A 13,510-nucleotide genomic window follows, 5' to 3' on the forward strand; every position below is an offset into this window, starting at 1 on the left:
GATCCACGCCGGGGACGGACCGGCCTCACCCTAGCGGCAGTGCGAGGTGCGCTCAGGCGCCGACCTCGAAGCGCGCGAAGCGCTTCACGGTCGTGCTGGACGCCTCGAGGACCTGCTTGACCGACTTCTTGTTCTCGGTCACGGAGGGCTGCTCGAGCAGCGCGACGTCCTTGAAGAACGAGTTGAGGCGACCCTCGGCGATCTTCGCGGCGACCTGGTCGGGCTTGCCCTCCTCCTTGGCCTGCGCCTCGGCGATCTCGCGCTCCTTGGCGACGACGTCGGCCGGCACCTCGTCACGCGTGAGGTACTGCGGGCGCATGGCGGCGGCCTGCATGGCGGCGCCGCGCGCGGCCTCGGCGTCACCGTCGTACTCCACCAGCACGCCGACGGCGGGCGGGAGGTCGGCGGAGCGGCGGTGCAGGTAGACGACGACGGGGCCGTCGAACACGGCGACCTGGCCGAGCTCGATCTTCTCGCCGATCTTGACGGCGAGGCCCTCGACGAGCTCACCGACGGTCTGCTCGCCGAGCGAGACGGCCTTGAGCGCCTCGGCGTCGGCGGGCTTGGCGTTGTCGGCGGCCTCCGCGATCTTCTGCGCGGCGGCGACGAACTCGTCGCTCTTCGCCACGAAGTCGGTCTCGCTCTTCAGCTCGACGATGGCGGTGCCGGCGCTGGCGACGACGCCCGCGGCGGTCTCGCGCTCGGCGCCACGGGCGGCCGCCTTCGCGGCGCCCTTCACGCGGAGGAGCTCGACGGCGGCGTCGAAGTCGCCGTCGGTCTCGGTCAGTGCCTTCTTGCAGTCCATCATGCCCGCGGCGGTGGTCTCGCGGAGCTTCTTGACGTCAGCGGCAGAGAAGCTGGCCATGGTGTCTTCTTCCTCTGGCTTCGTGGGGTGAACAGGAGGTGCGCCGGGTCCGGACGGGGTCACCGTCCGGACCCGGCGCATCGAGCGTGAAGCGGGTCAGGCCTTGGCGTCGGCGGCCGCGTCGGCCGTCTCGGCCGACTCGGTGGTCTCGGCCGACTCGGTGGTCTCCTCGACGGCCTCGGCGGCGGCGTCCGCCTCCGCAGCCTCGGAGGAGGCGCCGGTGGCCTCGGCGGCCGGGGTGTCGCCCGCCTCGCCACCCGTGGCGGCGACGGCGGCCTGCTCGGCCTCACCGGTGAGGAGCTCGCGCTCCCACTCGGCCAGCGGCTCCGCGGCGGTCTCGCCGGACTTGCCGCCCGAGCGCTCGATGAGGCCCTCGGCCACGGCGTCGGCGACGACCCGCGTCAGCAGGCCGACGGCGCGGATCGCGTCGTCGTTGCCCGGGATCGGGAAGTCGACCTCGTCGGGGTCGCAGTTCGAGTCGAGGATGCCGATGATCGGGATGCGCAGCTTGCGCGCCTCCTCGACCGCCAGGTGCTCCTTGTTCGTGTCGACGATCCAGACCGCGGAGGGGGTCCGGCTCATCTCGCGGATGCCGCCCAGCGTCTTCTCGAGCTTGTCGCGCTCGCGCTTGAGCTGCAGGAGCTCCTTCTTGGTGCGACCCGAGCCGGCGACGTTGTCGAAGTCGAGCTCGTCGAGCTCCTTGAGGCGGTTGATCCGCTGGTGCACCGTCTGGAAGTTGGTGAGCATGCCGCCGAGCCAACGCTGGTTGACGTAGGGCTGGCCGACGCGCGTGGCCTGCTCGGCGATGGCCTCCTGGGCCTGCTTCTTCGTGCCGACGAAGAGAATGGTGCCGCCCTTGGCGACGGTCTCCTTGACGAAGGCGAAGGAGCGGTCGATGTAGGCCAGCGACTGCTGCAGGTCGATGATGTAGATGCCGTTGCGGTCCGTGAGGATGAACCGCTTCATCTTCGGGTTCCAGCGACGGGTCTGGTGTCCGAAGTGGACGCCGCTCTCGAGGAGCTGGCGCATGGTCACGACTGCCATGGTTCTTCTCTTCTCCCGGAGGCGCACCCGTTGCGTCCACCCTTGGCACGGCACAGCCGTGAGGTGCGGACCGGGAGCGGAGCTCCTGTTCGGTTCTCGGTTGTCGCGCCCGGCGGGTGCCGGTCGCCCTGACGCCCGCGTGCGGCCCGACCCCGTCGTCGACGGGGACCGAGGACCGCACCCGACCGGGGCCGGTGTGCGAGCGTGCGAAGTCAGCCCGGGTGGGCTGCAAGATCGCAGCCTAGACCTGGCGCGGCGCAGGGCGCCAATCAGCGCGACGGCCCGGATCACGTCCCCAGCCCGGGCCTGGGACGCCGTCGTCCCCCGTCCCCTCCACCGGCCTCCCGGCCGCGCCTCCGCGTCGGCAGCCTCCACGCATGCACCGACACCCGTCCCTGCTCCTGCTGGCGCCCGCGCTGGCCGTCCTCCTGGTCGCCCTCGCGACCCTCGTGGCGCCGCCGGCGGGCGCCGCGCCGCCCGGGCGCACCGACCCTGTGGGGGTGTGGCCCCTCGACCCCCGTCCAGCGGTCGTGGAGCGCTTCGACCCGCCGGCGGACCCGTACGGCCCCGGCCACCGCGGGGTCGACCTCGCCGGCTCGGTGGGGCAGACGGTGCGCGCCGCGCTCGGCGGCCGGGTGACGTACGCCGGTCGGCTCGCCGGCAAGGGCGTCGTGGTCGTCGCCCACGGAGCGACGCGCACGACCTACGAGCCCGTCACCGCGGCCGTCGCCGTGGGCGACGAGGTCGCGGCGGGCGCGGCCCTGGGGGTCCTCGAGCTCGCCGGGTCGCACTGCCGACCGGCCGTGTGCCTGCACTGGGGCTGGATCGAGGGCGAGACCTACCTCGACCCGTTGCGCCTCGTCGGCGCAGGACCCGTCCGCCTCGTTCCCCTGGGCGGGCTGGGCGCCGGCTCGGGCGCGACCAGCTCCGCGGGGGCGGCCCGCCCGTACGCCGGATGGTCGCCGCTCGCGGAGCGGCTGCCACGACCGGGCCGGCCCGTCGCGCGCTGACCGTCGTGCGCACCGGGACGCCGGTCTCAGGCCCGCGGGTGCGCCTGCCGGTAGGCCGAGCGGAGCCGCTCCGTGCTGACGTGGGTGTAGACCTGCGTCGTGGCCAACGAGGCGTGACCGAGGAGCTCCTGGACCGTGCGCAGGTCCGCGCCGCCCTCGAGCAGGTGGGTGGCCGCCGTGTGCCGCAGGCCGTGGGGAGCCAGGTCCGGCGCGTCCGGGACGTCGGCGATCCGACGGTGGACGGTCGTGCGGACCGTCCGGGGGTCGATGCGCCCGCCGCGGACGCCGAGGAAGAGCGCCGGGCCGGAGGACGAGGTCGCGAGCACGCCACGCCCCTCCCCCAGCCATCGGTCGACGGCACGGGCGGCGGGGCGGCCGTAGGGCACCGTGCGCTCCTTGCGCCCCTTGCCGAGCACCCGCACGACGCTGCGGCCGTGGTCGAGGTCGTCGACGTCGAGCGACACGAGCTCGCCGACGCGGATGCCGCTGGCGTACAGCAGCTCCAGGACGGCCACGTCGCGCAGCGCCGCCGCGCGGGCCGTCGCCGCGGCCTCCTCGGTGCCGTCGGTGCCGTCGGCGCCGTCGGCGCCGGCCACGGCGAGCGCGTGCTCGGCCGCGGCGTCGAGGAGGGAGCGGGCCTCGTCCCGGGTGAGCACGGCCGGCAGCGTCCGGTGCGCCCGCGGGGAGGCCAGGGGGGCCCCGACGTCGGCCGGCGCGCGGCCCGTCGACTCGAGCCACGCGGTGAAGACCCGGGCCGCGGTCGCGCGGCGCGCGATCGTGCGCCGCGAGCGTCCGGAGGTCTGCTGCAGCGCGAGCCAGCTGCGCAGCATCCGCAGGTCGAGGTCCCCCGGGGCCGTCGCTCCCATCCGCGCCACGTGGCGCAGCAGGGAGGTCAGGTCGCCGACGTACGCACGGAGCGTGTGCTCGCTGACGTCGCGCGCGTGGCGCAGGTGGGTGGCGTACTCGTCCAGCGCCTGCGCCAGGCCCGCGGGCAGCTCCTCCCCCTGCGCCGTCATGGCGCCAGCCTAGGCGCGCTCCTCGGCACGATCGGCCCGCCACGCGGCGTCGCTGAGCCGCCAGCCGGCGCCGCTCTGCTCGATGAGCCCGGCCCGGGCGAGGGCGCCGAGCGCCGTGCCCGCCTCCTTCGTGCCGATCCCCGCGCCGCGCGAGATGGTCTCGACGGTGGCGCCCCGTGAGACGGGCACCGCGTCGAGCACCTGCTGGTGGCGGATCGGGAGGTGGTCGCGCGGACCCAGCGGGGCGCGCGGCACCGCGAGCAGGTGCTCCCCCGACTCCCCGACCGCCTCGCGCACCTCGGCGCCGCTCGTGACGAGCAGACCCGCCCGGGTGCGGATCAGCTCGTGCACGCCCTGCGAGAGTGCGCTCGTGACCGGCCCGGGGACGCCCATCACGACCCGGCTGAGACGTTCGGCCCACCCGGCGGTGTTGAGGGAGCCGCTGCGCACCGCCGCCTCGACGACGACCGTGCCGCGCGCGAGACCCGCGATGAGCCGGTTGCGGCCCAGGAACCGGACCCGGGTCGGTGTCGCACCCGGGGGCGCCTCCGAGACCACCGCACCCTGGTCGCCGATCTGGTCGAGGAGCTCGCTGTGGCGCACCGGGTAGGCGCGGTCCACACCGCACGCCAGGACGGCGACCGTCGGACCGCCCGCGGCCAGCGCGCCCCGGTGGGCGGCCTGGTCGATGCCGAAGGCGGCACCCGAGACGACCGTCCAGCCCTCGCTCCCGAGGTCCTGGCCCAGGTCGCCCGCCACCGAGCCTCCGTAGGTCGTCGCCCGACGCGCTCCGACGACCGCGACCGCGGTGCGTACCTCGTCCAGGCGCAGCGGACCGCGGACCCACAGCCCGACCGGCACCTCGCCGCGCTGGTGCAGGGCCGGCTGGTCGGCGAGGTCGTCCAGGCCGGTCGGCCACTCGGCGTCGCCGGGCACGACGAAGCGGATGCCGGCGCGGCGAGCCTGCTCGAGACGTTGCTCCGGTCGGACCGCGCCGAGTCGCACCGCGAGGTCGACGCCCGCTCCGCCGGCGCCGTCGGACACCCCGTCCGGCATGCCGTCCAGCACCGCGTCGAGCCCTCCGTGGGCGCACAGGCCCTCGTACACCGTCGTCGCGCCCAGCTGACGCACCAGCCGCAGCACCCGCACGTCGCCCGGCTCTGCGAGGTGGCTCAGAGCAACCCGCGCCAGCCGGTCGGCGTCGCTCACCGCGCGACCTCCGCGGTCGTCGCCGGCCCGTCCAGCAGGAGGCGCTCGACCGGCAGCAGCGCCAGCGGGTCGCCGCGTCGCAGCCGCAGGGCCGTGTCGACGTCGTCGACGGTCGGTCCGCTCCGAGCCTCGAGGTCCGCCAGGGTCCAGGCCATCCGGTGCACGCGGGTGGCGCCACGACGCGTGAGGCGACCGGCGGCCACCGCCTCCTCCACGGTGCGCCGGGAGGTCTCGTCGAGCGGCCACCGGTCGCGCAGGACGGAGGTCGGCACGTGGGCGTTCAGACGCCAGCCGGTGCCGGCGTACCGCTCCTGCTGGCGGGCCCTCGCGGCCGTGACGAGCGAGCGCAGGTGCGCGGACGTGACCACCGAGCCCGCCAGCCCGACGGTGGGCGGCTGCATCTCCCGCACGATGTCGACGCGGTCGGCGAGCGGTCCCTTGAGCTTCGCGTCGTACGCCCGCACCTTGACCGCGTCGCACGAGCAGCGGGCGGCGCCGAGCCCGGTCGACGGTGCGCCGCACGGGCACGGGTTGGCGGCGAGCACCACGATGCCCCGCGCCGGGAAGGTCGCGGACTCCTCGCCGCGGGCGATGGTCACGTCACCGCTCTCGAGCGGCTGGCGCAGCGCCTCGACGACGTCGGAGGCGAAGAGGGGGAACTCGTCGAGGAACAGGACGCCGTGGTGGGCGCGGCTGAGCTCGCCGGGACGCACCCGGCCGGAGCCGCCGCCCAGGATGCTCGTGGCGCTCGCGTTGTGGTGCGGCGCGGCGTAGGGCGGGCGCCGCACGAGTCGCCCGCCCGGCGGCAGGGCGCCCGACAGCGACAGGACCGCGGTGAGCTCGAGCGCCTCGTCGGGGGCCAGGTCGGGCAGGATCCCGGGGATCCGCTCGGCGAGGGTCGTCTTGCCGGCCCCCTTGGCCCCGGTCAGCAGCAGGTGGTGGCCGCCCGCGGCGGCCACCGTGGCCGCGTACAGCGCGTCCGGTGCTCCGACGAGATCGGCCATGTCGACCTCGTCCAGCCGGTCCTGGCCCCGCCAGCTCAGCAGCGTGCTGGCGGAGTCCGCCGGCACGGGCGGTGCGTCTGGCACGGGCTCACCCCGCAGCTCCGCGACGACCTGGGCTAGCGACCTCATCCCGAAGACCGCCATGCCCGGCACGAGCGCCGCCTCGGCCGCCTGCGGCTCAGGGACGAACACCCGGCGCACGCCTCGCTGCGCCGCCGCCATCGTCATCGGCAGCACCCCCGCGGTGGGACGCAGGCCGCCGTCGAGACTGAGCTCGCCGATGAAGACCGTGTCGTCGGTGGGGATCGGCGCCTCCTCCGACGGGTCCACGGATGCCGCGAGCACGGCCACGGCGACCGCGAGGTCGAAGTGCGTGCCGCGCTTCGGCAGGTCGGCGGGCGAGAGGAGGATCGTCGTGCGTCGCGTGGTCGGCCAGCGGAAGCCCGAGTTGGCGATCGCCATCCGGCAGCGGTCGCGTGCCTCGCTGAGCGCTGCGTCGGGTCGTCCCACGATGATCGTCGTGACCATGCCGGGCGAGACGTCGACCTGGACGTCGATGAGGTGGCCGACCGCGCCGTGGAGCGCGATGGCCCGGGTGGTCGCGACCGCCATCAGAGGGGCCTCGGGAGTGCTGTCATGCGGCCCACCCTGGGTCGTGGCCAGGGCACGCATGCCGGGTGTGGAGAGGGTCGGGGAGCACCCCGTCGCCGACAGCATCTGTGGACAGCAAGTGGGCCGCCCGCACCCCCTCTGAACTGGGAAAATAGTCTTGTGATCGCACATCTGTTCGCATAGGATCAGTCCATGTCCGCGCCCGTCGCACCACCTCGCACGCCGGCCGACGTACTCGACGTCGCCCGGGCTGCGCGGGCCGCCGCGGATGCGGCCGAGGTGCGGATCCTCGAGTGCGCGTTGGAATGGGCGTACGCGCACCCGGCGCCCCCGGACCCGGCGTCGAAGCAGACGGTCGTGGGGCCGACCGCGTACGCGGAACCGCACGTCGACCCCCGACTCAGCCCCGAGGAGGCTGATGAGGCGACCGGTTGGCACGGGATCCCGGCGGTGCGCTGGGACGCGCCGGCAGCCTTCGCCGCGGCCTGCCGTCTCACCACCCGCGCTGGCGGTCTACTGCTGCGCGACGCGCTGCTGCTGGCGCACCGGTTGCCGCTGACCTGGGCCCGCGTGCGTACGGGTGACGTGCCGGCCTGGCGCGCCCGCCGGGTGGCTGGGTGCGTCGCGGGCCAGCCCGACGACGTGGCCGCGTACCTCGACGAGCACGTCCACGCGGTCGCCCACCAGGTGGGCCTGCGGACGCTCGATCGGCTGCTGGACGAGGCGCTGCTCCGGCTGCACGCGGAGGACCGCGAGCTCGAGCAGCTGGCTGCGCTCGACGCGCAGCACGTCACGCTGCACAGCGAGACGCTCAACCACACCGGCATCGCGGAGATGACAGTCCGCGGCCAGTGGACCGATCTTGCGGCGTTCGACGCCGCGGTCCAGCAGGTGGCGCAGCGCCTGGCCGATCCCGAGGTCGCCGCTCTGGTCGGTCTCGAGGCGGAGGCTCGCGGCGCGTCGCTCCAGGTGCGGCGCGCACTCGCGGTCGGCGTGCTGGCCGATCCGGAGGCCGCCCGGTCGGTGCTGTCTCCCACCGAAGCCACCGCGCGGGCCGCCGCCGGTCCGCGCAAGCGGATCGTGCTGCACCTGCACCTGACGGACCTCGCCGTGATGGGTCTCGATCCCGTCGGTCGCATGGCGGCCGGGGGAGGCAGCGGTCAGCCTGCGCTCGCCGAGCAGATGCGGGCGTGGTGCGCCCGCACCGACGCCCACGTGACGGTACGCCCCGTGCTGGACGTGCGGGAGCGGCTGACCACCGATCAGTACGAGGTGCCCGACCGGCTGCACCGCCACCTCCTGGCCACCCACACCGTGTGCGCCTTCCCCTGGTGCGAGCGACCAGCAGAGGGCTGCGATGCGGACCACATCGTTGCGTGGCAGGAGCCTCCACCGAACGGCCCGCCGGATCGCCACGGCGGCACCTCCACCGAGAACCTGGCGCCGTTGTGCCGCCACCACCACCGGCTCAAGACGCACACGGCGTGGCGTTACCTGCGCGTCGAGACCGGGACGTACCTGTGGACGGACCCGCACGGGCTGCGCTACATCGTCACGCCACGGGGCACGTGCGTCGTCGACCGCTCCCCCGGCTCACCCGATCCCGGCGACGTGCTCGAGCGTGGACGGCCCCTTCCGGGGCCGGATGACGCCGACCATGTCGATGCGCACGTGCCGCGCGTGCACGCCGTGGGCGCGCATCCAGCGTGACGCCAGGCGCCGCAGCCGCTGCAGCTTGAGAGCGTCGACGGCCTCGAACGGCGTGCCGTACGCCTCCGAGCTGCGGGTCTTCACCTCGCACACGACCAGCGTCGCGCCGTCGCGCAGCACCAGGTCGATCTCGCCCAGCTCGCAGCGCCAGTTGCGGTCCAGCAGCGTCATCCCCTCCGCGACGAGGTGGCGCTCGGCGAGCTGCTCACCGTAGGCGCCCATGGCGGCTCGTTCGTAGGTCACGTCGCGACGATGACGCCGTGGCTCCCACGGTCGTGCGGGCTGGGACGGATCTGGGGACGGAAGCGTCGGGCCCCGGTGCCGGGGACGGGAAGCGGGCCCTAACCGACCAGGTTCGGCACGCTGCAGCCGGGCGTGCGCACGGCGTACACGTCCGCCCCGCCCAGCTGGAGCCCGAGCAGCTCGGCCAACGGGCCGATGACCTGGGTCTGGAGCCCCTGGACGACGGGGTTGAGGACGTTGGCCGTCAGCCGCGACAGGATCGGGTTCACCACGGCGCCGAACAACGGGGCCGTGTCGAGCACGGTCCGCTCCCGCCACGAGCCACCGATCCCCAGCGGTCCCGGCTGGAAGTAGTGGCTGACCAGGCTCACGTCCGCCGTCGTGCTGACCGACAGCGGTCCGAGGACCGGCGCGGTCCCCCTCGCTCCCGCGGGGGCGACCTCGTAGCTGCCGGGCAGCGGGAGCGTCACCTCGCGGCGCCATCCCTCGGCTGCGCCGGCGCCGGCGTGGATCTCGACACCCGCGTCGAGGACGAGGTACGGCGCCCGGTTCGTGCCGAGGAGGTCGCCGAGGATGTTCCCGAGCCCGAGGAGATTCTGCAGCAGGTTGACGACGCTCGAGACGGGGTTGTTGACCCGCAGACCGAGCCCTGTCGTCGCCGAGACGCTGATCCCCCCGACGACGGAGGACTGCAGGTCCAGCGTCATGCTCGACGGGCCGTCGTCGTCGCACTCCACCTTGCCGAGGCGCGCGATCGCCTGGCCGAGGTCGACACTGAGCTCCAGCGTCGTCGGCTCGACCTCGACCTGCGCCAGGTTGCCGACCGTGCTGAGCAGGCCGTTGACGCCGGCGATGGCCGCCGAGGGGTTGATCGTCGCCGTGAGGTCGAGCCGCACCTGCGAGGTCTCCACCTCGCCACCGGTCCTGCGGCACGCCGTCTTCATCGGCTCGACCACGGTCAGCGAGCTCGTGATCGAGGCGACCCCCGGCAGCGTGATCCCCAGGTTCGGGACGGCCACCGTCCGCCCGTCCTGGATGAGGAAGGCCGACGAGGTGACGAGGTCGAGGACGTTGAGGCCGGCCTCGAGTGCCGCGTTCGCGCCGGGTGCCGCGGAGACCAGGTTGCCGACCGCGACGGTCGGGGTCCCGACGTCGGCCGCGATCGTCCGCAGCACGTCGGCCTGCACGGCGTTGCCCTGACGGTCGAGGACGGTCGCCGACGCGAGGAACAGGTCGGCCACCCGCAGCGCCGGCAGCTCGAGCAGCTCGTCGACCGTCCCGACGCCGAGCGCGCCGGTCTCGACGAGCGACAGCAGCGAGACGTTCGCCCCGGCCAACCCCTGGTAGGACACGGCGTCCAGCTGCACGCTGCTGCCCAGCAGGGCGTTGAGGATCGGTCCGAGCAGCGCGCTCTCGGCGGTGTCCAGCCCGGCGATGAAGGAGCCGACCCGGAAGCAGGCGGAGTTGTCCGAGGTCGCGACCGCGCGGCGCACCACTCCCCCGGTGCCGCTGGTGAAGAGCCGGTCGACGCTGCCGACGGCACGGACCCGGACCGCGTCAGGGTGCTCGTCCGCGCCCGCGACCGCCCAGCCGCCCGCGCCCTGCGCGACCACGAGGTCGTAGGTGAAGTCGTCCACGTCGGCGCCGAAGCCCTCGGCGTTGCGCGCGACGCTCGCCTCGAACGCCGTGCGCAGCGCACCGTCGTCGTAGTCGCTGCGCTTGCTGCCGTCGAGCTCTCGCGCCATGTCCAGCGCGATCAGGTCCGCGGCCGCCTGGGCGTCGCGGGCGGCGACGCGCTGCATGTTGAGGTCGACGGCGAACGCGGCGGCGATCAGCAGCAGCGACAGCATGACCGCCACGACGACGGCGACGGCACCGCGCTGGTCGGGGCGGCGGCTCCCCCGCAGCAGCCCCACGTCAGCTCACCCGGGCGGAGGCCGTGTACCCGATCGACTCAGGCATGAAGGCGTCGACGATGGGCAGCGGGATGAGCTCGTTGTCGGCGTAGTCGTACTCGAGGTCGACCCGCACGCACTGCGGCGGCGTCGTGGCCCCACCCGGGTTCGCACAGGGGACCACCTCGATGGTGCAGGAACCCACCCGGTTGCCGTTGCGGGTCAGGTTCGCCCCCGCGCAGGTCACGCCGTAGGAGTTGATGGCGTCGTTGACCGCGCCGCGCGCCGCGGCCTCGCGCCCCGAGGCGTTGACGCTGACCGCCGCTGCCCGCGCCCCCTCGGCGGCCGCCTGGCTCAGGCTGCCGCGGAAGCTGAGCATGAAGCCGTAGGAGATGATCCCGAAGACCAGGAGCAGCAGCAGCGGCAGGACCAGCGCGAACTCGACCGCCGCCGCTCCCTCCTGTTCGCGTCGGGTCCCCCTGCGCACGTGGTGGCGCGACTGCTTCCGCATGATCTGGCTCCGGCTCCCTGGGAAGGACGACGTCTTCCCCTCCCTGATCGGTCAGGCTAGGGCGGAGTGAAGGGGTTGTCCCCGGAACGACCGGTCAACCTCTAGAAATGCGCAAGATTTTGCCGATCACGGCTTGGGGGGCTCGAAGTCGCTGCCCGCGAGCTCCTCGACGTTGACGTCCTTGAACGTCAGGACCTTCACGTTCTTCGCGAACCGGGCGGGGCGGTAGGAGTCCCACACCCAGGCGTCGCTCATCGTGACGTCGAAGAAGACCTCGCCCTTCTCGCTCTTCGCGCGGACGTCGACGGTGTTGCACAGGTAGAACCGGCGGTCGGTCTCGACGACGTACTTGAAGATCTTCACGACGTCGCGGTACTCGCGATAGAGGTTGAGCTCCATCTCGGCCTCGTACTTCTCGAGGTCCTCGGTGCTCATGCGAGCCTCCTACGTCGTCGCGTCCACGGGTCGCGCCGAGGATAGCGGCGGCTCCGAGCCCGCCGCGCGACGGACGTTCACGAAGCGCGTCCGGTGCACCGGGGAGGGACCGTGGGCCGTCAGCAGCTCCTCGTGCAGCGGGGTGATGTAGCCCTTGTGCACGTCGAAGCGGTACGCCGGGTGCTCGAGGTGCAGCCCCGCCATCAGGCGGTCGCGGGTCACCTTGGCGAGCACGGACGCCGCGGCGACGCAGCCGGCGACCCGGTCGCCCTTCCACACCGCGAGGCCCGGTGTGCCCGTGCCGTCGACGGGGAACCCGTCGCTGAGCACGTAGGAGGGGCGCACCGCCAGCCGCGCCACCGCGCGCCGCAGGGCCTGCACGTTCGCGACGTGCATGCCGAGCCGGTCGCACTCGTCGGCGTCGACGACGACGACCGCCCAGGCCACGGCCCGGCGCACGACCTGGTCGTACGCCCGCTCGCGCGCCCGCGCGGTCAGCAGCTTGGAGTCGGCCAGCCCCGGCACGATGCCGGCCCGGCCCGCGGGCAGGATCGCGGCGCCCGCGACCAGGGGTCCGGCGCACGCGCCGCGGCCGGCCTCGTCCACGCCGGCGACGTGCTCGAGGCCCGCGCGGCGCAGCGCCCGCTCGTACCCGTAGAGGCCGGCGTCACGGCGTACCGTCGTGCCGGCGACCAGCCGCGTCACGGGGCCGGCAGGTCCTCGAACGTCGCGGGTCGGCTCACCCAGCGCCAGTGGTCGCGCGGCCAGGCCACGGAGAAGACACGGCCGACGACGAGGTCCTCGTCGACGAACTCGGGCCCCGGCGTGCACAGGGTGGTGTTGTTCGGGTCGTCGCGGCACATCCGGGCCGCGGAGTCCTCGGAGTTGCCGCGGTTGTCGCCCAGCAGGAACAGGTGGCCCTCGGGGACCTCGACGGTCTCCCAGACCAGCTCGTCCCCCTCGGCCGGCGTGCACGTGCCCTGCTCGGGGCCGTTGCACTCGAGGCCCTCCTCGAGGTAGGGCTCGTCGAGCGGCTCCCCGTTGACGAGGATGCGGCCCTGGTCGTCGCAGCACGCGACCACGTCGCCGCCCACGCCGATCACGCGCTTCACGAGGTGGCCGCCGGTCGGGTAGAGCCCGATCTTCGACAGCGCCTGCGACAGCACGTTCTCCGGTCCGGTGTCGGCGGAGTCGCTCAGCCAGCCGCCCGGGTCCTCGAAGACCACGACGTCGCCCCGCTCGGGCCCGTCGAACCAGTAGGACGGCTTCTCCACCAGGATCCGGTCGTCGACCTGGAGCCCCGGGGTCATGGACACCGACGGGATGTAGAACGCCTGCAGGAAGAACGACTTGATGACGATCGCGAGCACGACCGCGATCCCCAGCAGCAGGATCGTCTCCTGCCACAGCGGCAGCTGCTTGCGCCGCCGCCTGGCCGGAGACGACGACGACCGCGAGTCCACGTCCTCGTCGGAGGAGGTGGGGGACTCGCGGTCGTCGGTCGTCACAGCAAGAGACTAGCCACCCGAGGGGTGGCCGGCCGCTCAGGCCTCGCGGCGCTCCTTGATCTTCGCGGCCTTGCCGCGGAGGTTGCGCAGGTAGTACAGCTTCGCGCGGCGGACGTCACCACGGGTGACGACCTCGATCTGCTCGAAGATGGGCGAGTGGAGCGGGAAGGTCCGCTCGACACCCACGCCGAAGGACACCTTGCGGACCGTGAAGGTCCGGCCGATGCCGGAGCCCTGGACCCGGATGACGACGCCCTGGAAGATCTGGACGCGCGAGCGGCTGCCCTCGACGACCTTCACGTGCACCTTGACGGTGTCACCGGCGCGGAATTCGGGGAGGTCGGAGCGCTTGACGCCCGCCTCGAGCTCGTTGATGACGTTGCTCATGTCTGCTCCTCACGAGTGCCACAGGTCAGCCGCGGATAGTGGTCCGGATCGGGTCGCACCC

14 protein-coding genes are annotated in these 13,510 nt (G+C 73.7%); 2 read left to right on the forward strand and 12 right to left on the reverse strand.

Annotated elements, in window-relative coordinates:
- Window positions 1-52: 52 nt before the first annotated feature.
- Window positions 53-865, reverse strand: coding sequence for a translation elongation factor Ts (tsf, locus tag RDV89_RS12350; protein ID WP_315733353.1), 813 nt, complete (start codon window positions 863-865; stop codon window positions 53-55).
- 96 nt (window positions 866-961) lie between these two features.
- Window positions 962-1,909: a 30S ribosomal protein S2 gene (gene rpsB, locus RDV89_RS12355; protein ID WP_315733354.1), complete on the reverse strand. Its 948-nt coding sequence runs from the start codon at window positions 1,907-1,909 to the stop codon at window positions 962-964.
- Between the two features lie 377 nt (window positions 1,910-2,286).
- Here rpsB and RDV89_RS12360 point away from each other — a divergent pair, with 377 nt between their 5' ends.
- Window positions 2,287-2,919 (forward strand): peptidoglycan DD-metalloendopeptidase family protein, encoded by a 633-nt coding sequence (locus RDV89_RS12360; RefSeq protein ID WP_315733355.1) that lies wholly within the window; start codon window positions 2,287-2,289, stop codon window positions 2,917-2,919.
- Window positions 2,920-2,945: 26 nt separating this feature from the next.
- On the opposite strand, the gene RDV89_RS12365 is transcribed toward RDV89_RS12360, so the two are convergent.
- The 3 genes from RDV89_RS12365 to RDV89_RS12375 are packed head-to-tail and all read right to left on the reverse strand — an operon-like array spanning window position 2,946 to window position 6,760.
- Entirely contained in the window at window positions 2,946-3,935 is a 990-nt protein-coding gene (locus RDV89_RS12365; protein WP_315733356.1) for a tyrosine recombinase XerC, read from the reverse strand.
- Between the two features lie 9 nt (window positions 3,936-3,944).
- Window positions 3,945-5,144 carry a DNA-processing protein DprA gene (gene dprA, locus RDV89_RS12370; protein WP_315733357.1) on the reverse strand — a complete coding sequence of 400 codons (1,200 nt, stop codon included), beginning with the start codon at window positions 5,142-5,144 and terminating at the stop codon, window positions 3,945-3,947.
- Entirely contained in the window at window positions 5,141-6,760 is a 1,620-nt protein-coding gene (locus tag RDV89_RS12375) for a YifB family Mg chelatase-like AAA ATPase (RefSeq protein ID WP_315733358.1), read from the reverse strand. The genes dprA and RDV89_RS12375 overlap by 4 nt, the downstream gene beginning before the upstream one ends.
- Before the next feature lie 192 nt (window positions 6,761-6,952).
- Between RDV89_RS12375 and RDV89_RS12380 the strand changes: the two genes are divergently transcribed.
- A complete protein-coding gene (locus RDV89_RS12380) occupies window positions 6,953-8,470 on the forward strand; it encodes an HNH endonuclease signature motif containing protein (RefSeq protein WP_315733359.1) in 1,518 nt (505 codons plus the stop codon).
- On the opposite strand, the gene RDV89_RS12385 is transcribed toward RDV89_RS12380, so the two are convergent.
- The 7 genes from RDV89_RS12385 to rplS form a co-directional block, all read right to left on the reverse strand.
- Window positions 8,354-8,713 carry a YraN family protein gene (locus RDV89_RS12385; RefSeq protein ID WP_315733360.1) on the reverse strand — a complete coding sequence of 120 codons (360 nt, stop codon included), beginning with the start codon at window positions 8,711-8,713 and terminating at the stop codon, window positions 8,354-8,356. The two genes, RDV89_RS12380 and RDV89_RS12385, sit on opposite strands and share 117 nt — an antisense overlap.
- A 98-nt stretch (window positions 8,714-8,811) precedes the next feature.
- Window positions 8,812-10,629, reverse strand: coding sequence for a Tad domain-containing protein (locus tag RDV89_RS12390; protein ID WP_315733361.1), 1,818 nt, complete (start codon window positions 10,627-10,629; stop codon window positions 8,812-8,814).
- Window position 10,630: 1 nt separating this feature from the next.
- The gene (locus RDV89_RS12395) at window positions 10,631-11,119 is read right to left on the reverse strand and encodes a TadE/TadG family type IV pilus assembly protein (RefSeq protein WP_315733362.1); all 489 of its coding nucleotides are present in this window, start codon (window positions 11,117-11,119) and stop codon (window positions 10,631-10,633) included.
- Between the two features lie 126 nt (window positions 11,120-11,245).
- On the reverse strand, window positions 11,246-11,554 hold the full coding sequence (locus tag RDV89_RS12400; RefSeq protein ID WP_315733363.1) for a DUF2469 domain-containing protein: 309 nt from the start codon (window positions 11,552-11,554) through the stop codon (window positions 11,246-11,248).
- A 9-nt stretch (window positions 11,555-11,563) separates the two neighbouring features.
- On the reverse strand, window positions 11,564-12,259 hold the full coding sequence (locus RDV89_RS12405) for a ribonuclease HII (protein ID WP_315733364.1): 696 nt from the start codon (window positions 12,257-12,259) through the stop codon (window positions 11,564-11,566).
- Window positions 12,256-13,062: a signal peptidase I gene (gene lepB, locus RDV89_RS12410; protein WP_315733365.1), complete on the reverse strand. Its 807-nt coding sequence runs from the start codon at window positions 13,060-13,062 to the stop codon at window positions 12,256-12,258. The genes RDV89_RS12405 and lepB overlap by 4 nt, the downstream gene beginning before the upstream one ends.
- 36 nt (window positions 13,063-13,098) lie before the next feature.
- Window positions 13,099-13,449 (reverse strand): 50S ribosomal protein L19, encoded by a 351-nt coding sequence (gene rplS, locus RDV89_RS12415; RefSeq protein ID WP_315733366.1) that lies wholly within the window; start codon window positions 13,447-13,449, stop codon window positions 13,099-13,101.
- Window positions 13,450-13,510: the final 61 nt, after the last annotated feature.

Origin of the sequence: Nocardioides imazamoxiresistens, from assembly GCF_032378595.1 — a bacterium.
GTDB lineage: Bacteria > Actinomycetota > Actinomycetes > Propionibacteriales > Nocardioidaceae > Nocardioides > Nocardioides imazamoxiresistens.